This is a genomic window from Pasteurella atlantica (assembly GCF_963693435.1).
GTDB lineage: Bacteria > Pseudomonadota > Gammaproteobacteria > Enterobacterales > Pasteurellaceae > Phocoenobacter > Phocoenobacter atlanticus.
The window spans coordinates 765,751-785,367 of record NZ_OY856306.1; the positions used below are offsets into that span (position 1 = coordinate 765,751).

Consider the following 19,617-nt stretch of genomic DNA (forward strand, 5'->3'; position numbering starts at 1 on the left):
TTTATTTTGCTTGTCCTGTTATTTGGTTGATTAAATAGCCATATCCTTCGGCTTCCATTTGTTCTAATGGAATAAATTTAATTGCGGCACTGTTAATGCAATAGCGTAAGCCACCTTTGTCTTTTGGTCCATCATCAAAAACGTGCCCTAAGTGTGCTTGACCGCTACGGCTTAAAACTTCGGTTCTGACCATATTAAAGCTGGTATCGTCATCATAATTTACGACATCTTTATCGATTGGCTTGGTAAAACTTGGCCAACCACAGCCCGATTCAAATTTATCCATTGATGAAAATAACGGTTCGCCAGTGGTTACATCGACATAAATACCGTCTTTAAAATTATCCCAATATTCATTACTGAACGAATGCTCTGTGTTTTTCTTTTGGGTAACACTGTATTGTAACGGTGTTAATTTTGCTTTGAGTTCTTTATCGCTTGGCTTTGGATAATCATTTGGATCAATGATGACCTTATTCGCTTTCTCTAGATCAATATGGCAATAACCATTCGGATTTTTTGCTAAATAATCCTGATGATAGTCTTCCGCTAATACATAATTTTTTAACGGCTCAACTTCTACTTGAATTTTATCTTGATATTTTTTCTGTTGTTGCTCAATCACGTTTAACACAACGGCTTTATCCATCTCATTTTGGTAGTAAACGCCAGTGCGATACTGTCTGCCACGATCGTTGCCTTGTTTATTTACGCTTGTTGGATCGATAACTTGAAAATAGTATTTCAATAATTTTTCTAACGAAATTTTATTAGCATCATAAGTGACTTTTACCGTTTCAGCGTGATCGGTTTTTCCAATAAGCTGGTAGTTAGTCTGAGATGTTTTGCCATTTGCATAGCCTGAAACCGCATCTTTTACACCATATATTTTTTCCATATAGGCTTCAATACCCCAAAAACAGCCACCTGCTAAGTAAATCTGTTGTAGATTTTCCGTTTGTGTTTGCGTCATCATTGTATGCTCCATTGTTTTTTCGTTTTCATTATTTGCGGTTACCTTTAACGATAATAGCGTTAAAGGAATGAATAATAAATAGCTTAATTTCATTGAGTATCCTTTTATTTAAAAATAATTTCTGCTTAAAAGTTTTTATCCTTTATAATGTTAGTCGTAGTAATCACAAAATGCTTACACATTTTTTTATATTTTTTAAGGAAGTAAAAATAGTGATAAATAATGCAATCAATAATTCCTTTTCTGATCAGCAATTAAACGAAATTCGAGAGCAGATGTTAAAATTTGCTTACTTACAACTTAACAATAGTGATATTGCAGAAGATATGGTTCAAGAGGCATTATTAGGTGCTTTAAATAATATTACTCACTTTAAACGTCAAGCAGCACTTAAGACATGGATCTTTGCAATTTTAAAAAATAAGATTATTGATTATCTGCGTCAAAAAGATCGCTTAGTGCTAGAAAGTGATTTAATCACAGAAGAGAATGAAAATACATTTTTTGATCAAAAAGATCACTGGAAACCACAATATAGCCAAACGTCGTGGCAAGATAATGAAGATAAAATTTACTCAAAAGAATTTTGGTTGATTTTTGAAGCCTGTTTAACTTATTTACCTGCCAAGCAAGCTCAGGTCTTTATGATGAGGGAGTATTTAGACTTTCCATCAAAAGAAATTTGTGAAACCGTTAAAATCACAACGAGTAATTTACATATTTTGTTATATCGTGCCAGATTACAATTACAGCATTGTTTGTCTAGAAAGTTAAAATTGGAGGATTAAAAATGAAATGTTTACAAGTCACGCAATTAGTTTCACAATCCCGCGAAAGAAAATTAAAATTCAATGAAAAGTGTGGAGTGATGGCTCATTTAGTTATTTGTCCTCAATGTCGTCATTTTAAAAAAAATTGTCAACAAATGAGTGAAATTATGAAAAAATTTGCGAATGAAGAGTAAAACAAGCGGTAAGATAAAAAGAAAAATTTGCAAATTTTGTGTTTTATCTTACCGCTAGGGTTATTGTATTCATTTTATTGAAATAACAGAAAAGCCCCCCATATTAGGGTTTTATTATTGATATATTTAAAATAGAGTTGGAGATTAAGTTATGATGAGAATGTTTTTATTCCTAGCAACCAATATGGGTGTAATGATTGTTTTAGGAATTATTTTAAGTTTAACAGGAATTGAGCGTAGCAGTTTAACTGGCTTGTTATTAATGGCAACAATGTTTGGATTTGCGGGTTCTATTATTTCGTTATTTTTATCCAAAACAATGGCACTGCGTTCTGTGGGAGCGGAAATTATTCAAACCCCTCGCAACAATGCAGAGCAGTGGTTAATGGATACCGTACAACGTCAAACAGAGCAAGCAGGTATTCCAATGGTTGATGTTGCTATTTATCATTCTGCCGATGTGAATGCTTTTGCAACTGGGGCAACTAAAAAAGGGTCACTTGTTGCAGTAAGTACAGGGTTACTTAATACAATGACACAAGAGGAAGCAGAGGCGGTGATTGCTCACGAGGTATCGCATATTGCCAATGGTGATATGGTGACAATGACTTTATTACAAGGTGTGTTAAATACTTTTGTGATTTTTATCTCTAGAGTGATTGCGAGTGTGATTTCTCGAGGAGAAAATGGGCAAAGCCGTAGTACAGGTATGTATTTTCTTGTTTCAATGGTATTAGAATTTGCATTAGGTATATTAGCGAGTATGATTGCAATGTGGTTTTCACGTTATCGTGAATTTAGAGCAGATGCAGGTTCAGCCAGTTTAGTTGGGAAAGAAAAAATGATTGCAGCATTGCAACGGTTACAATCTATTCACGAACCACAAGAAATGCAAGGTTCATTGTCTGCTTTTATGATTAATGTAACAAGCAAAGAATTATTTAGTAGCCACCCACCATTAGAAAAACGAATTGAAGCATTAAGAAATTTATCTCAGTTTGAACAAGCAAAGTAAGGAAAATAAAATGGAAAAACAGTATCCAGAAACAATTTTTAGTAAAATCATTAGCAAAGAAATTCCAGCAGATATCGTCTATCAAGATGAGTTAGTCACGGCTTTTAGAGATATTTCTCCTCAAGCTAAAACTCATATTTTAATTATTCCTAACAAATTTATTCCAACAGTCAATCACGTGACTACAGAAGATGAGTTGGTACTAGGACGCTTAATGACGGTAGCTGCAAAAATTGCCAAAGAAGAAGGAATTGCAGAAGAGGGTTATCGCTTAGTAATGAATTGTAATAAACACGGCGGACAAGAAGTGTTTCATATTCATTTACATCTTATTGGTGGTGAGCAACTGGGAAAAATGGTTTAAAAAATAGGTAAAATTCAGTGAAAAAAGCAATCTTATTCAAAATAGTCACCATATTCACGTCTTTGATAGTGTTAAGTGGTTGTATTAGTAAACATACCGATTCACTAGGTGTGGCAACCAATCGACCATTAGTTAATATTGCAGAGAATATTGCCTCACAGCTTGATGTAGATGCAGAAGTAGAGTATTTGGCTATAAAAAATAGCTCAACTAAAGAAGTGAATTTAGCTTATAAATTGTTTTGGTATAGTCAACGAGGTACAACCCAAGTTGGAACAGATGAATGGCATAATTTAGCGTTAAAGCCTTCCCAAAAACAACAGATTGAGCTAAATAAACCAACACAGCAAAGTTATTATTATCGTATTTATATACGTAAAAACTAATTTAAATGAACCTAGAAAATTGGCTTGAAAACTATTTTAAACAAGCGGTCACATTTGTAAAAAATTCTGCAAATCTAACCGCTTGTAGTCAAATAATTGAGCTGGAGAATGGCGAGTGTTATATTCTTCATCAACAAAGTGAACGGGCAACAAACTTAGGGATTAATTATGGATTAGAATGGCAAATTTTAAATACTATCACACCGCTTAATATTGCCCCTAACGTGCTTTACCATAATCAACACTTCACTATATTAAGCTATATTCAAGGTGCAGAAGTTACTCAATTTACGCTCCCCTTACTCTCTCAATTAGCACAGCATCTTGCTAAGTTACATCAATTTAATGATCCACAAGCGGTACGATTTTTACAAAAATTTGCAAATTTTGATATTGTAGAGCGTTGTCATTTTTTATACAAACAACTTACTTTACAACAAAAGCAATGTATTGATATCTCTATATTAAAACCGATCAAACCTTTTGCAAAGAGTATCTGTCATCACGATTTACATTTAGGTAATTTTATAGAAAATGATGGTCAATTATTTTTAATTGATTGGGAATATGCCGCTGTTTCAGATCCTGCGTTGGATATCGCTCTTTTTTTCAATGCTAATGAGCTTACAATAGAACAGAAAAATTATTTTTTTGATTATTATCTGGTGCTAACCAAATTTAATCAACAGGCATTTAAATCAAAAATTAATGAATACCAAATAGTGGTTAACCTATTAAACCAAGTGTGGGAAGAAGTAGCGAAATAAAAAAATCCCTCATCTTTCTAATAGAATGATGAGGGAGTAAATTATTATAAATCCAACCAAGTGGTGACTTTTAATTAAAAATTCGCATTTCGTGGTGCACGTGGGAATGGGATAACATCACGAATATTTTGTAAACCTGTTACATAAACAATCAAACGTTCAAACCCTAATCCAAATCCTGAATGAGGTACTGAACCGTATTTACGTAAATCACGGTACCACCAGTAATCTTCAGGGTTTAATCCCATTTCTTCCATACGTGCATCTAACACCTCTAAACGTTCTTCACGTTGTGAACCACCGATGATCTCGCCAATTCCAGGTGCTAAAACATCCATTGCAGCAACGGTTTTACCGTCATCATTTAAACGCATATAGAAAGCTTTAATATCTTTTGGATAGTTTTTCACCACCACTGGCGATTTAAAGTGTTCTTCTGCTAAATAGCGTTCGTGTTCTGATGAAAGGTCAATTCCCCATTCAACGGCAAATTCAAATTTTTTGCCTGATTTTAATAATACATCAATCGCATCAGTGTAATCAATTTGAGCAAAATCAGAATTGACAAAACTTTCTAAACGTTCAATAACGCTTTTATCAATGTGTTTAGCGAAGAATTGTAAATCATCAGCACGTTCTGTTAAAACGGCGTTAAATACATATTTCAACATTCTTTCTGCAAGGGCTGCATTGTCTGCTAAATTAGCAAAAGCCACTTCAGGTTCCACCATCCAAAATTCAGCGAGATGACGTGTGGTATTTGAGTTTTCCGCACGGAATGTTGGACCAAAAGTATATACTTTACTTAATGCACAAGCATAGGTTTCAGCATTTAATTGACCAGATACCGTTAAAAATGCTTCTTTACCAAAAAAATCTTCATTAAAGTCAATCTCACCTTTTTCTGTACGAGGTAAGTTTTCTAAGTCTAAGGTAGAAACACGGAACATTTCGCCCGCACCTTCGGTGTCAGACGCTGTGATTAATGGTGTTGCTACCCAATAAAACCCTTCTTCGTGGAAGAAGCGGTGAATGGCTTGCGCCAAACAGTGGCGAACACGAGTCACCGCACCAATTAAATTTGTACGAGGGCGTAAGTGGGCAACTTCACGTAAATACTCCATAGAGTGACGTTTTGCTGCCATTGGGTAAGTATCAGGATCTTCAACCCAACCCACCACTTTAACTTGTGTTGCGTGAAGTTCGACAGCTTGCCCTTTTGCAGGTGATTCAACAACCGTCCCAGTTACCTCGACAGAGCAACCTGCGGTAAGTTTTAATACTTCTTGTTGATAATTTTCAATATCGTTATTAACGATAGCCTGAATAGGATCAAAACAAGACCCATCATAGACCGCAAGGAAAGATAATCCTGCTTTAGAATCACGGCGAGTACGTACCCAACCACGAACAGTAATTGTTTTACCAACGGTAATTTTTTCTGATAACACATCAGAAATAGAAGAAAATTGTGACATTATTACCTCAATATATTTTAATTATTTTGTTAGTTTAAATGGAAAATTGGAATATGGCATACCATTTACTTTTATTGTTAAAGTATAGTCCCCTAAAGGGTCTTCTTTTGAAAAATACCAACAGTTATTACTGATAAAACCATCTTGAGAGCTTTCTTTTTTTGAAAGAAGAGTGTGTTTTGTTTTATTACTATTTGTTACTGTTGTACTGGTTCCATTATCAAAATAGCCATTTGGAGGAGAGGTAAATTCCTCTACAATGTCATACTGAGTATTAGCTTCAAGATCACTGATATCCCAACATAAACGAGTCTTTTTCTTTGAAATAGAAATAGTATTTGTTTCTGAAGAATTATCAATGTGTATTTTTACGTTCGGTTCTGCAAAACTTGTTTGAGTACTAAATAGTAAAATAAGACCAGTAATGAGTGTTGCTAAGTTTAATTTTTTCATAGTGATTTCCATTATAGAGTTAAATTTGTTTGCTAGATTGTTCACGTAACTGTTTTGCAACGAGATTAATTGCTTCTCCGTGTGCCATTCCTTGCTGTACGAGTTGTTGAATTTTTTCAACTGCTTGTTGCTGTTGTTCGTGGGTTAACTCAAGCTGAGTATCATTATACATCTTTTCTTTCCTCTTTTTCTAGTATTACCAACTTCCGCCAGCACCACCGCCACCAGAACTTCCTCCGCCGAAGCCACCGCCTCCGCCAAAGCCTCCACTTCCAAAACCACTGTTGCCTCCACCAAATCTACCAGAATGATGAGACATTGAGCCAATACCCCCTAGTGAGCTTGGACTTACATAGTGATTTTTACGTCCAATACTATTAAAAATAACAAATAATAGGAATGCAACGCCTAAAAAAATAAAGAAACCATCAAAAGGATCGGCTTTCTCTTTTTCTGATTCTAGTGGTTTATATTCTCCCTTTGTAGCTTGAATAATGGCAGATAAGCCACTTGCAATACCTTCTGCATATTTGTTCTGTTTAAAAAAGGGAACAATATTATGGCGAATAATAGTCGAAGCAATAGCATCAGGCAAAGCACCTTCTAAGCCTCTACCTGTTGCAATAAAAAGTTTATGATCATTTTTGGCAATCAGTAATAATACGCCATTATTTTCTTTTTGGCGTCCAATTCCCCATTTATTAAATAAATTAAAGCTATAACTAGAAACGTCTTCTCCCTCAGTGGAAGGAATAATCACGACTGCAATTTGTGAACTGGTTTTTTGACCATAATCGACAAGGGCAGTTTCTAATTGTTGTTGTTCCGGTTGGGTTAATGTTTTGGTGTAATCAGAGACATATTGAAAAGGTTTAGGCACATCAGGGTAATTTGCTTGAGCAGATAAACTGATAAAAAGAGCAAAGATAATGCCAATATGTAATAAAATACGCTTTATCATTTTATAATGACCTCATTTGAAAGTTCATCAATATCATCAGTTTGAATTGGGTAATATTTTATGAGTTGAGTTTCCACTTCTTTAATCCCATTGCAAATTGCTTGGGTAAAGTTACCGCGTTGACATTGCTGTTTCATTGCATCATACACTGCTTGCCAAAACTCATCACCGACTTTCTGATGAATACCTTTATCACCAATTACTGCCACATAATGCGGTTTAAAAGATAAATAGATTAACACCGCATTGTGTTGTGCCGTTTGATACATTTCTAATTCATTAAACAGTTGTTCAGCACGCTCAATCGCAGAATGGGTTTTCGCTTTACGTTCCACCACAACCCGTAATTCAGCGGAGGTGTGTTGTTCTAAATGAGCAATGGCTTGTTCAATTTGTTGTGTATCAACAGGTAATTTTTTACTAAAAAAAGAAAAGAGTTTCATCGTGTTACCATTGGTATAAATGACATCAAGCGGTTAGATGTTTACAAAAATTTGCAAATTTTTCATCAGATCTTACCGCTTGCTAAGTCAATCATTTTAATTAAAGTTTACTGTTGGTGCATTTTCCACACCTGCACTTGCTTTAAATTGTGGTTTTGATTGAAAACCAAATAAAGCTGCAAACAATTTAGTTGGGAATTGACGTACTTTTTTATTATATTCTTTTACGGCATTATTAAAGTTATTACGTTCAACATTAATTCGGTTTTCCGTACCTTCAAGTTGAGCTTGTAAATTTAAAAATCCTTCGTGTGCTTTTAATTCAGGGTATCTTTCTACACTAACTAATAAACGAGCTAATGCTGAGTTTACGCCTTGTTGAGCTTGTTGGAATTTTTCCATCTGCTCTGGTGTTGCTTTGCTTGGGTCGATAGTAGTTTGCGTTGCTTTCGCACGAGCTTCAATCACTGCACTTAAGGTCTCTTTTTCAAAATTAGCTTGCCCTTTGACGGTATTCACTAAATTAGGAATTAAGTCTGCACGGCGTTGATAAGCTGACTCCACATTTCCCCAAACAGAATTGATATCTTCTTCTGCTGTAACTAAACCGTTATAACTATTTTTTAAGGTAAAACCACCCAAAACAGTGATAACGACTAAGCCGATTAAAATCCACTTTTTCATAAATTAAACTCCCAATATATAGAAAATACATAGAAAAAAAGCGAGCATTTAACCGCTCGCTTCGTATTAAGTTTTGAAATTAACGACGTAAACCTAAACGTGCGATAGTGTCTGCATAACGATTTAGATCCGTACGTTTTAAGTAATCTAAAAGTTTACGACGACGTGAAACCATTTTCAATAGACCACGACGACCGTGATGGTCTTTTTTGTGTTCTTTAAAGTGATTTTGTAAATGGTTAATTTGAGCAGTTAAAAGAGCGATTTGAACTTCAGATGAACCAGTATCTTTTTCATCACGACCAAATTCAGCAACGATTTTTGCTTTTGCTTCTGCACTTAGAGACATATTTTTACTCCTAAAATAAGTAAGTTAAAATTCATCAATAGCCGATCTCTAATTCAGCTATGACACGGAATAGCTAATTTTAAAGTAATATGATAAAAAATCAATGAGTAATATTGAAATTAGTTTGAAAACGTATATTTATGGAAATATTAAATTTAATATTCCCATATATGATGACGATAATATTAGATTAGTGATAATAACTAAAATTAGAAAGTATAGCGTAAACCTGTTGAAAACTCGTGGCTATTAATTTTTACCTTACTATTCTCTGTTTTAAATTTACCCCAATAGTTGTAATGATAACCTACATCAAGATCTAAATTTGGCATTAAGTTGTAACTTGTACCAACTAAAAGACCTAAACCAACTTTCGATTTACTATATTTGTAAATATTGATATTTTGGTTACGTGTATTGCTCTCTTTAGAAATCAATTTCCAATGATTTGACGAAATTCTTGCACCGATATAAGGTGTTACTGGTAGATCAAGAGCAAAGTCATAGATAGCAGATACACCAAAACTATTAAATTTTTGAGTAAGTTTATCCATTCTATTATTATCTAATTTTTCAGAGGCCGTTTTATTTTTGTAATGTGTATAGTCTAACGCTACACGAACATCACCAAAGTTATAACCAAGACTAAGACGAGGTGATAAACCTTTTGATTTTTCTTTGTAATCACCAGATTTTATTTTAATTGATGAATAACCTAAATCACCTTGCACATAAATTCCTTGTTGTGCAACTACAGGTGCAGTTAGACTTAAAGATAACGCTGTAATTAAAAATGCTTTTTTCATTTGTTTACTCCATTAGTTAAAAGTTAAAAGCGGAGGCATTATGCAGAAGTAATCTTAATCATACAACAATAATTTTTGCTATTTAGCATAATAATTCAGCGTATGGTTGATAGAACGTTGTATTTTGCATAATTTTATAAAAATGTTACCGCTGATCTTTAAATAAAAATCTGTTATTATTATAGTTATTCTCATTTGTTTAGAAAAATAATGAATATTCAATCAATTTTAAAGTTAAGTTTAATTAGTAGTATTTGGATTATTTCTGCTTGTACATCAATATTAGATGCGCCTACGCAGGTTAAAAATAAAGTCACAATTTCACATTCCGATTCTCAATGGAAGGCACAACTAACTCAACTTAAAAAAATAAAATCATACCAAACCAAAGGACAATTTGGGTATATTTCAACACAGCCGAAAGAACGTTTTTCTTCTTTATTTAATTGGAAATATCAAGATACTCAACATTTTAATTTTATTCTTTCTTCAAGTTTATCCAGTCAATCTCTCTCTCTCAATCGTCACCCACAAGGTCTGACAATTTCAGATAATAAGGGTCGAACACGAACAGGCAAGGATACAAATCAACTTATTAAAAATATGGTAGGATTTAGTTTTCCCATTGAACAATTTGGTGATTGGTTAAAAGGCTTACCAAGTGCCACTTCTGATTATATTGTGAATGAAAAACGTCAGTTATCTCAATTTAACTATGCGTTGAATGGGCAACGTTGGCAAGTGAGTTATGTGGCATATCACGAAGATAAACAACCGAATTTACCTAAATTAATCATTCTACAAAACAGTCAACAAACCTTAAAAATTCGTATAGATAACTGGAAATATTAAGATGATTTTACCAAGCCCCGCCAAGCTAAATTTATTTTTATATATTAATGGTCAACGACCTGATTGCTACCACGAGTTACAAACCCTTTTCCAATTTTTAGATTTTGGTGATGAGATTGAGATAGAGGTTACTCAAGAGGGTAAAATTGAATTACTAAATGAAATTGAAAATGTCCCTACTGAGCAAAATTTAATTTATAAAGCGGCAAAATTATTACAAAATCATCCCGCTTACAATAATCCTAAATTGGGTGCAAGAATGACTGTTACTAAAAGGTTACCAATGGGTGGAGGATTGGGGGGAGGCTCATCCAATGCAGCAACAGTCTTAGTGGGTTTAAACTATTTATGGAAATTAGGGCTTTCATTACAAGAATTAGCTGATTTAGGTTTGACTTTAGGTGCTGATGTACCCATTTTTGTGCAAGGGCGAGCAGCTTTTGCTGAAGGAGTAGGGGAGCGATTAACTTTTTGTGAACCCCAACAAAAGTGGTATTTAGTTTTAAAACCAGATGTACACATTTCGACTAAAACAATTTTTAGTAATCCTAATCTTCCAAGAAATACCCCAAAATTTACGTTAGATCAATTATTAATAAAAAAATGGGAAAACGATTGCGAAAAAGTTGTTAAAGATCACTATTCAGAGGTTGAATATCTTATTAACTGGTTGGTACAATATGCCCCGACTAGGCTTACAGGTACAGGTGCTTGTATTTTCGCTGAATTTGATACAAAAGAAGCAGCAGAGAAAGTCTTTTTATTAAAGCCAGAAGGAGTGACTGGCTTTATTGCAAGGGGGAAAAACATCTCTCCTTTGCATCAAAAACTGAATTTATTTTTTTAAACTACTAGAGGTTCTTACACAATGTCCGATCTTCAAATTTTCGCAGGGAATGCGGTTCCTGAACTTGCAAACCGAATTGCAAACCGTCTTTATACTTCGCTAGGAAATGCAACGGTTAGCCGTTTCAGTGATGGTGAAATTCAAGTACAAATTAATGAAAATGTACGTGGTGGAGATATTTTTATTGTTCAATCCACTTGTGCACCAACTAATGATAATTTAATGGAATTAGTGGTAATGATTGATGCCCTTCGCCGTGCATCCGCAGGTCGTATTACCGCAGTTATCCCTTATTTTGGTTATGCAAGACAAGATCGTCGCGTACGTTCAGCGCGTGTTCCAATTACCGCAAAAGTAGTGGCAGACTTTCTTTCAAGTGTAGGCGTCGATCGAGTGTTAACTTGTGACCTACACGCAGAGCAAATTCAAGGTTTCTTTGATGTGCCAGTAGATAACGTATTTGGTTCACCAGTATTAATTGATGACATTTTAAAGAAAAATGACTTAGTTAATCCAATTGTCGTCTCTCCTGATATTGGCGGTGTGGTACGTGCCAGAGCAGTAGCAAAACTGTTAAATGATACTGATATGGCGATTATTGATAAGCGTCGTCCAAAAGCAAATGTCGCACAGGTTATGCATATTATTGGTGATGTTAACGATCGTGATTGTATTTTGGTTGATGATATGATTGATACTGGTGGCACATTAGGTAAAGCGGCGGAAGCCTTAAAAGAACGTGGGGCAAGACGAGTATTTGCTTATGCAACACACCCTGTTCTATCTGGTAATGCAGTTAAGAATTTAAGTAATCCTGCATTAGATGAAATTGTGGTGACGGATACTATTGGTTTAACACCAGAAATCCTTGCTTTGGGTAAAGTAAGACAATTAACTTTATCAGGAATGCTTGCAGAAGCGATTCGTCGTATTAGCAATGAAGAGTCAATTTCAGCAATGTTTGGTGCTTAAAGAAGATTGATACTTCATAATAAAAAAAGTCCGAGCATTGTCGGACTTTTTTATTTTTGCAAATTTTTCACAAAATCATACCGCTTATTTTACCCTTTATACAAACTCGGATCTTCTTCATTTGGACGAGTTTTAAAGCGTCTATGTAGCCACATATACTGTTCAGGAGCATTCATTATTTCTTTTTCTACCACCTTATTCATTAAGGTAGCTGTGTCAATATCATCTGTACAGTGACTGAAATCGACAGGGGGGCTGACCGTTAATGTATAACCTGTTCCATCAGTATTACGAATAGGTGAAAATGGAATAACAACAGCGTTGGGAGCAGAACGTAGTAACATTCTCGTACCAGTCGTTGTTGCTGTTTTTTTTACGTTGAAGAAAGGAACAAATACGCTAGACTTTCTACCATAGTCGTGATCAGGTGCATACCAAATCATCTCTCCTTGACGCAGTGCTTTAATCATTCCTCGTAAGTCATTGCGGTTTAACATTGCTTTATTAGAACGCACTCGTCCACGAAATTGAATCCAATCAAGCAAAGGATTATCATTAGGGCGATAAACACCAATACCTTGATGGTGTAATCCCATAATTCTTGCTCCTAACTCTAAGGTTAAAAAATGTACGCCAACTAAAATAATCCCTTTTTGATCTTTTTCAGCTTGTTTAAGGTGTTCTATTCCTTCAAATTTTGACCATTTTAGAATCCGTTTATCCGACCAAAACCACGCCATTCCTGTTTCAATGATAGCCATTCCGACAGATTCAATATTTTTTTCAACAAGCTGTTCGATTTTTTGTTTTGAGTAATTAGGAAAGCAAAGTTCAAGGTTACGTTTTGCAATAGCGGTACGATATTTTCCGAATTTTGCAATTTTGAAAATAGCACTTAGTCCTTTACCGATTTTTAATAAAATAGGATAAGGAAGCAATAAGATTAGGTGAAAAAAACCTAATCCAAGCCATAGTCCCCAATATTTGGGGTGTAAAAATTGCATTTGAAAAGGAGGAAACTGTGTTTTATTTGCCATTTTTATTATTTATTAAATAAAATTTCCTCAATTTTACCTGAATTTCGTCATTATTGTAATAAATTGTATGTAGAAAGATTATTATTGATATGGGGTACGGTATGTTTTTACCCCCCACCCTAGCCCTCCCCCGCAAGCGGAGGAGGGGAGTTGCGGTGTATATTATTATTCCTCCCTCCGCTTGTGGCGGGGGGAGGCTAGGCACTCAGCACATCATAAGGGCTTTCTTCACTATTATTCCTCCCTCCACTTGCGGGGGGAGGCTAGGTCACGAGTTAAACTTTCTTCTTTTTTAGTCTATTATTCCTCCCTCCGCTTGCGGGGGGAGGCTAGGAGGGGGGGTAATGAATTTCGAAATACAATCTTACCCCATTACTGACGAGTACTATCTATTTTATTTAACAGAGAAATTACCTTTTCATCAGCAAAAATTTCATCTATCGTTCTACTCAATTTCCGACGCCAGTTTGGGTATTCATCACTCGTCCCTGGAATATTCACTGGTTCAAGCATATTCAACCAATCTTCAGGTTGTGTACCAAATAACGCACTGTTGGTATCCGCCACATAATGTTGTAATTGATGTGTGAAATTTTGGCTCACATTTTTGCAAGTTTCTTCTAAAATGTGACCGCTTGTTTCTACAGCGTGACGGATTTTTTGCTTCGCAACTACACGATCTTTTCTTAGTTGTTTAAGTAGATCTTCATTCGGATAGATCCCAAATTTTTCGCCTAATTCAAAATCATAATCTTGCCAGTAACCTTTTACTGTTGGCAAATCGTGAGTGCTTAGGGTTGTCATTGCTTGATAAGGGTAATCTTGTAATCGCTTGCTACCATTTTCATCAAATTCAAAATAGAAAATGTTATACGCCAAAATGCCTTTTTGTTCTAAGGCTTCAAGCATTCCATCAGGTACAATCCCCAATGCTTCGGCAATAATTAAACACTGATGACGTTGGCTTTCAAGGGCTAGAATTCCCAGTAAATCGTCTAGTGGATAACGTACATAAGCCCCGTCTTTGGCTGGTACACCTTTGGTTGCCCACCATAAACGTGCAAAACCTAAAATATGGTCAATTCGCAATGCGCCACAATGTTGCATATTGGCACGCAATAAATCAATAAAAGGCTGATAACCACGTTGTTGTAGCACATCTGGGTGCATTGGTGATAATCCCCAATTTTGTCCTTGTGGTGCCATAATATCAGGCGGTGCACCAACAGAGGCATCTAATACATAAAGTGCTTTATCTGCCCACGTTTCTGCACCATTGGCTGAAACGCCCACCGCTAAATCACGGTAAAAACCTATCGGCATTTTTAATTTTTTCGCTAATTTATCGCACTCAGCTAATTGCTGTTGGGCGATAAATTGTAGCCACATATAAAAACGTACTAAATCGGGGTGTTCTTGTTTAAATTTTGCAACCGCTGGGGAATGATAATCGTGATATTCGCTGTCCCAAGAATCCCAGCCCCATTGATTTTCTAATTGTTCACAACGGTATTGATGAAGTGCATCAAAGGTCGCTTGAATAAGCAAATTTTCACCATTTTGTTGAATAAAGCCTTCAAAATCAGCTTGATTTTGGGTTTTAAAAGTTTCAAAAGCGAGTTTTAAGCCTTGTAATTTTAGCTGTATAACTTTTGTGTAATCTACATAATCGGCATTTCTGACATCTGCCAACTGTTGCTGAATTTCTTGTGAATTAAACCAACTTTGTGCTTTTTTACTTTGTTGAAAAGCGGTCACTTTGTTTACGTCAATATAGATAATATTTTGCCATAAACGAGAAGAAGGACTATAAGGGCTGGCACTTTCAGGGTTTGCAGGGAATAAAGAATGAATAGGATTTAAGCCCACAAAATCGCCACCTTGTTGTGCGATTTTCGTTAAAAATTGTTGCAGATCCCCAAAATCACCGATTCCCCAGTTCTCTTTTGAGCGTAAAGTATAAAGCTGTAAAATCGATCCCCACAGTTTTTTACCCTGTTGCAATTCAACTGGTTGAAAGGCTTTTTCTGGGGTAACGATAATTTGACATTCAAAGGTCTGCTTTTCCGCTTTAATAGTTAAAACGTGATAGCCCAATGGAAGATTTCTCGGCAAATTGACTGAATAATTAAAAATATAACCTGAACGTGTTTCGCCATTTTCTAATGTCAGTTGCCAATAGTCGTCCACTTTTTCATTTTTAGTAAAATTAAGATCAAAAGTGACCGCTTGATTTTGTTTGACTACTTTTACAAAAGGTACTGCCCGTTGAGATTGTGGCTCACCCAACAAGTTGGCAATGCGTTGATACACTTCTGGCGTTGAATAACTACGCTCTCCTTTTTCATCAATAAAATAAGGGTAAATATATGGGTGTTGTTGTTTTATCATTTTTATTCTCCTAACCTTTTACACCACCAGATGTTAAACCACCCACTAACCAACGTTGTGCCAAAATAAAGACTAAGGTAATTGGAATAGCAGAAAGAATAGCAGCAGCGGCAAAATCGCCCCATAAATAATTTTGAGGATTTAAATACTGTTGCATACCCACTGCTAAAGTATAATTGTCCACATCTCGTAATAGTAATGAGGCAACGGGTACTTCAATAATAGAAGAAATAAAAGATAAAATAAACACCACCGCTAAAATAGGGACTGATAATGGCAATAAAATTAAGCGGAAAGTCTGCCAAGGGGTTGCTCCATCTAAGGCTGCCGCTTCTTCTAAAGAAACATCAATGGTTTCAAAATATCCCTTAATTGTCCAAACGTGCATTGCAATTCCACCTAAATAAGCAAAAATTACGCCACCGTGCGTATTCAATCCTAAGAATGGAATGTAATCACTTAAACGGTCAAATAACGCATATAATGCCACTAATGAAAGTACCGCTGGGAACATTTGAAAAATCAACATTCCTTGTAACAATACACCTTTTCCTGCAAATTTTAAACGAGCGAAAGCATAAGCTGATGTTGTGGAAAAAATTAATGTTAGAACAGCGGTCACTGTCGCCACCTTCACAGAGTTCCATAACCATAATAAAACAGGAAAAGGAGGTGGCGTGACTGTTCCATCAGCGTGTGTCACAGGAAGTCCTAATGCCAACTTCCAATGCTCAAAAGAGATCGTACTAGGAATAATTTCTCCTAGTGCTAAATTACCCGGTCTTAATGAAATGCCGATAATCATCAACATTGGGAACAAAATTAATGCACAAAATAAAATTAAAAATAAGTGTGTTGAAAATAAACGTACTTTTATGGATTTTTCTTGAACCATTGCCATTTTATCTTCCTCCTAATCTTGCTGTAATTTGGTTAAACGAATTTGGAACAAGGCAAGAATACTGACCAGTAAGAAGATAATCACTGCAATTGCCGCTGCTAAGCCAAAGTCTTGTGATCCGCTACCTTCAAAGGCGATACGGTAAGTATAACTTACAAGTAAATCAGTATGCCCTGCTGGGGTGGTTGTGCCAACCATATTTGGACCACCTAAGGTTAATAATTGAATCAGTACAAAGTTATTAAAGTTGAAGGCAAAACTGGCGATCATCAATGGCATCAGTGGTTTTAATAACATTGGCATTGTGATTTTGGTAAAATTTTGCCACATTGTCGCACCGTCAATGGCAGAGGCTTCATACAAATCATTTGGAATGGCTTTGAGTAAGCCCATACAAACAATCATCATATAAGGGTAACCCAACCACGTATTTACAATTAATAGCATTGATTTGGCTAAAGTTGGATCATTAAACCATTCAGGGCGAATACCAAATAATTGGTTAAGAATTAAGTTTATTTCCCCAAAACTTTGGTTGAACAATCCTTTAAATACCAGAATGGAAATAAAACCCGGTACGGCATAAGGTAAAATTAGCAATAAGCGATAAACAGCTTTACCTTTCAGAGGTTCCCACTGCACCAGTGAGGCAAAAATCATTCCTAAAAATACAGTAAAAATAACAGTTAAGAAAGCAAAAATCACTGTCCAAATAAAGATTTTAACAAAAGGCTCTTGTACACCTTTATCAGTTAAAATTTTAATGTAATTACTCCAACCTGCCGCAACGATATAACCCGGTTCTAAACGCTGTTCAACAAACTGCCCTTGTTCATCAATTTTTTGAAAGAAACCAATTTCATTATTTGCTTTATATTTTTCGCCTGTTTCATTATTGATTAAAATTTGCGAATTTTGATCAAAATCATACCGCTTCTTCTGTTCCGTAAATTGGCGTAATGAACTCATTGTTAGGCTTTCATTTGATGGTAGTACAACATTAACCGCTTGTAAATTAGTACGATTTTTTATGATAATTTTTAATGGTGCAACTTTACCTTCTGGTAATTTTGCCACTTCATTGACGGATAATTCTTTTGGTAATTTTGTGAGATCAAGTGGTGCAGAAAGATAATTTTTTTGTAATTTGCTGTTATTTAGTGTGAGTTGATATTTATTGTTTTCGATTGCTAATAATTTAAAATTAAAACGCTCTCCAAAAGCAAATTTTTGTGATTGTAATTGTGAAACAACTTGCTCAAAGCTCAATCTATTTGCACCACTATAATTAGTAAATGCAATAATAACGGTCATCAATAATGGAAAAATAATAAAAATTCCAATTGCGGATACACCTGGGTAAAGATAACGCCAACGATATGCTCTGCCATTGCTGAACACATAAATACCAGAGGTTAAAACAACCAACACCAGCAGTGCAAATATAATCTCACCTTGTAAATAAATGGTAAAAACAAGATAAAAGGCTAATAAATAAAGCAAACCAATGCAGAGGCGTTTTCCCCAAATTTGAAGATTTGTTGGTGGTGTTTCAATGGAAGTAAGCATATTTTCGTCCTAAATTTTTATTATTATGAGGAGTAGAGACGTAGCATGCTACGTCTCTACAGTTCTATGCAAAATTTTTAGTATTTGAATAAATTAATTACTCTTTTTCAATTTTCGCTTGTGCTTCATCAAGTGCTGCTTTAACACTTTGACGACCTGTTACCGCATTGGTAATCGCTGCTTTTTCTGAATACCAGAAACGGCTCATTTCAGGGATATTAGGCATTACTTCACCATTTTCCGCATTTTCCATTGTTGCCGCAATGCGTGGATCTTTGGCTAACACTTTTTGATAGCTTTTCAATGCCACCGCACCTAATGCAACATCTTTGTTTACGGTTTCTAAACCGCTATCTGTTAATAAATAGTTTTCCATAAACTCTTTAACCAGATCTTTATTTGGACTTGCTGCATTCACCCCAGCACTTAATACGCCAACAAATGGTTTACCTGCTTTACCGTTTAATTTAGGTAATACTGCTACGCCATAGTTGATACCGCTTTTCTCAATATTTGCCCAAGCCCAAGGACCATTAATTGTTAACGCGGTTTGACCTTTATTAAAGCCCGCTTCTGCAACGGCATAGTCAGTATCTTTGTTGATGACTTTTTGTTTCACTAAATCAACCACAAACTGTAACCCTTTTTGTGCTGCTTTATTGTTCACGCCAATATCTTTTGCATCATAACCTTTATCAGTTAATTTGAACGCGTAAGCACCTTGTGAAGAGATAATTGGCCAAGTGAAGTAAGGTTCAGCTAAGTTCCACATAATCGCTGATTTACCGTCTTTTTTAAGTTTTTTATCTAACTCAATGACTTCTTTCCACGTTTTAGGAGCGGTTGGTACTAAATCTTTGTTATAGATTAAAGATAAAGATTCCACTGCGATTGGGTAAGCAATTTGTTTACCTTTATAGCTTGTTGCTTTCCAACCAATGTCAGATAATTTTGCTTTAAACTCGGCACTTGGTTGAATTTCTGCAAGCAAACCTGCTTGTGCATAGCCACCAAAACGGTCGTGAGCAAAAATAATCACATCTGGACCATCACCAGAAGCGGCAACTTGTGGATACACTTCTTCTAATTTAGAAGGATGCTCGACAACAACTTTTACACCAGTATCCGCTTCAAACTTTTTACCCACTTCGGCTAATCCGTTGTAACCTTTATCTGCATTGATCCAAATGTTGATTTGACCTTCAACCATTTTTGCATACACACCTTGTGCCACAGATAAACCTGCTAATACGGCAAGGGCTGTTTTTGTTAAATTTCTCATAACATTTTCCTCTTTGTTTGTTGATATATAAAGAAACTAAGATAATTCGAGCGGTATAATGAAATAATTATATTTAAAAGACCTCATCCCCCCCTCTCATCCCCTATTATTTTTTTTGTG

23 protein-coding genes are annotated in these 19,617 nt (G+C 35.4%); 9 read left to right on the forward strand and 14 right to left on the reverse strand.

The features are described from left to right. Position 1: 1 nt before the first annotated feature. The gene (gene msrB / locus U9966_RS03690; RefSeq protein ID WP_407675191.1) at positions 2 to 1,069 is read right to left on the reverse strand and encodes a peptide-methionine (R)-S-oxide reductase MsrB; all 1,068 of its coding nucleotides are present in this window, start codon (positions 1,067 to 1,069) and stop codon (positions 2 to 4) included. A gap of 182 nt (positions 1,070 to 1,251) precedes the next feature. Here msrB and U9966_RS03695 point away from each other — a divergent pair, with 182 nt between their 5' ends. From U9966_RS03695 to U9966_RS03720, 6 genes are all read left to right on the forward strand, one after another. Beyond that, complete coding sequence (locus tag U9966_RS03695) at positions 1,252 to 1,764, forward strand: sigma-70 family RNA polymerase sigma factor (protein ID WP_322631728.1); 513 nt, start codon at positions 1,252 to 1,254, stop codon at positions 1,762 to 1,764. A gap of 2 nt (positions 1,765 to 1,766) precedes the next feature. Then, the gene (locus tag U9966_RS03700) at positions 1,767 to 1,940 is read left to right on the forward strand and encodes an anti-sigma factor family protein (protein WP_306346238.1); all 174 of its coding nucleotides are present in this window, start codon (positions 1,767 to 1,769) and stop codon (positions 1,938 to 1,940) included. A 151-nt stretch (positions 1,941 to 2,091) separates the two neighbouring features. Next, on the forward strand, positions 2,092 to 2,955 hold the full coding sequence (htpX, locus tag U9966_RS03705; RefSeq protein WP_306346237.1) for a protease HtpX: 864 nt from the start codon (positions 2,092 to 2,094) through the stop codon (positions 2,953 to 2,955). A gap of 10 nt (positions 2,956 to 2,965) precedes the next feature. Continuing rightward, on the forward strand, positions 2,966 to 3,319 hold the full coding sequence (locus tag U9966_RS03710) for an HIT domain-containing protein (protein ID WP_211599414.1): 354 nt from the start codon (positions 2,966 to 2,968) through the stop codon (positions 3,317 to 3,319). Positions 3,320 to 3,336: 17 nt separating this feature from the next. Further along, positions 3,337 to 3,705 (forward strand): DUF1425 domain-containing protein, encoded by a 369-nt coding sequence (locus U9966_RS03715; protein WP_306346236.1) that lies wholly within the window; start codon positions 3,337 to 3,339, stop codon positions 3,703 to 3,705. A gap of 5 nt (positions 3,706 to 3,710) precedes the next feature. Then, entirely contained in the window at positions 3,711 to 4,472 is a 762-nt protein-coding gene (locus tag U9966_RS03720) for a phosphotransferase (protein ID WP_306346235.1), read from the forward strand. Positions 4,473 to 4,546: 74 nt separating this feature from the next. On the opposite strand, the gene asnS is transcribed toward U9966_RS03720, so the two are convergent. The 8 genes from asnS to U9966_RS03760 form a co-directional block, all read right to left on the reverse strand. Continuing rightward, positions 4,547 to 5,950, reverse strand: a complete 1,404-nt coding sequence (gene asnS, locus U9966_RS03725) for an asparagine--tRNA ligase (protein ID WP_306346234.1) — start codon at positions 5,948 to 5,950, stop codon at positions 4,547 to 4,549. Between the two features lie 21 nt (positions 5,951 to 5,971). Then, positions 5,972 to 6,403, reverse strand: coding sequence for a hypothetical protein (locus U9966_RS03730; RefSeq protein ID WP_306346233.1), 432 nt, complete (start codon positions 6,401 to 6,403; stop codon positions 5,972 to 5,974). Between the two features lie 19 nt (positions 6,404 to 6,422). After that, entirely contained in the window at positions 6,423 to 6,575 is a 153-nt protein-coding gene (locus U9966_RS03735) for a YoaH family protein (RefSeq protein WP_211599408.1), read from the reverse strand. Between the two features lie 24 nt (positions 6,576 to 6,599). Continuing rightward, on the reverse strand, positions 6,600 to 7,364 hold the full coding sequence (locus U9966_RS03740) for a TPM domain-containing protein (RefSeq protein WP_306346232.1): 765 nt from the start codon (positions 7,362 to 7,364) through the stop codon (positions 6,600 to 6,602). Then, a complete protein-coding gene (locus U9966_RS03745; RefSeq protein ID WP_306346231.1) occupies positions 7,361 to 7,807 on the reverse strand; it encodes a TPM domain-containing protein in 447 nt (148 codons plus the stop codon). Before U9966_RS03745 ends, U9966_RS03740 begins: the two co-directional genes overlap by 4 nt. 96 nt (positions 7,808 to 7,903) lie before the next feature. Beyond that, positions 7,904 to 8,491, reverse strand: a complete 588-nt coding sequence (locus U9966_RS03750) for a LemA family protein (RefSeq protein WP_306346230.1) — start codon at positions 8,489 to 8,491, stop codon at positions 7,904 to 7,906. A 79-nt stretch (positions 8,492 to 8,570) separates the two neighbouring features. After that, complete coding sequence (gene rpsO, locus U9966_RS03755; protein ID WP_090921316.1) at positions 8,571 to 8,840, reverse strand: 30S ribosomal protein S15; 270 nt, start codon at positions 8,838 to 8,840, stop codon at positions 8,571 to 8,573. 209 nt (positions 8,841 to 9,049) lie between these two features. Further along, a complete protein-coding gene (locus tag U9966_RS03760; RefSeq protein WP_306346229.1) occupies positions 9,050 to 9,646 on the reverse strand; it encodes an opacity family porin in 597 nt (198 codons plus the stop codon). Between the two features lie 216 nt (positions 9,647 to 9,862). Between U9966_RS03760 and lolB the strand changes: the two genes are divergently transcribed. The 3 genes from lolB to U9966_RS03775 are packed head-to-tail and all read left to right on the forward strand — an operon-like array spanning position 9,863 to position 12,317. After that, complete coding sequence (lolB, locus tag U9966_RS03765) at positions 9,863 to 10,498, forward strand: lipoprotein insertase outer membrane protein LolB (RefSeq protein ID WP_306346347.1); 636 nt, start codon at positions 9,863 to 9,865, stop codon at positions 10,496 to 10,498. 1 nt (position 10,499) lies between these two features. Next, complete coding sequence (gene ispE, locus U9966_RS03770; RefSeq protein ID WP_306346228.1) at positions 10,500 to 11,345, forward strand: 4-(cytidine 5'-diphospho)-2-C-methyl-D-erythritol kinase; 846 nt, start codon at positions 10,500 to 10,502, stop codon at positions 11,343 to 11,345. A 21-nt stretch (positions 11,346 to 11,366) separates the two neighbouring features. Next, positions 11,367 to 12,317 carry a ribose-phosphate pyrophosphokinase gene (locus tag U9966_RS03775; RefSeq protein ID WP_306346227.1) on the forward strand — a complete coding sequence of 317 codons (951 nt, stop codon included), beginning with the start codon at positions 11,367 to 11,369 and terminating at the stop codon, positions 12,315 to 12,317. An 89-nt stretch (positions 12,318 to 12,406) separates the two neighbouring features. Here the strand turns inward: U9966_RS03775 and U9966_RS03780 are convergent, their stop codons facing one another. From U9966_RS03780 to malE, 5 genes are all read right to left on the reverse strand, one after another. After that, positions 12,407 to 13,354, reverse strand: coding sequence for a Kdo(2)-lipid IV(A) acyltransferase (locus U9966_RS03780; protein WP_306346226.1), 948 nt, complete (start codon positions 13,352 to 13,354; stop codon positions 12,407 to 12,409). Positions 13,355 to 13,726: 372 nt separating this feature from the next. Beyond that, complete coding sequence (malQ, locus tag U9966_RS03785; RefSeq protein ID WP_407675192.1) at positions 13,727 to 15,745, reverse strand: 4-alpha-glucanotransferase; 2,019 nt, start codon at positions 15,743 to 15,745, stop codon at positions 13,727 to 13,729. 10 nt (positions 15,746 to 15,755) lie between these two features. After that, positions 15,756 to 16,646, reverse strand: a complete 891-nt coding sequence (gene malG, locus U9966_RS03790; protein WP_211597898.1) for a maltose ABC transporter permease MalG — start codon at positions 16,644 to 16,646, stop codon at positions 15,756 to 15,758. A gap of 12 nt (positions 16,647 to 16,658) precedes the next feature. After that, entirely contained in the window at positions 16,659 to 18,215 is a 1,557-nt protein-coding gene (gene malF, locus U9966_RS03795) for a maltose ABC transporter permease MalF (RefSeq protein ID WP_090922867.1), read from the reverse strand. Positions 18,216 to 18,312: 97 nt separating this feature from the next. After that, positions 18,313 to 19,497 (reverse strand): maltose/maltodextrin ABC transporter substrate-binding protein MalE, encoded by a 1,185-nt coding sequence (malE, locus tag U9966_RS03800; protein WP_090922869.1) that lies wholly within the window; start codon positions 19,495 to 19,497, stop codon positions 18,313 to 18,315. Between the last annotated feature and the right edge of the window lie 120 nt (positions 19,498 to 19,617).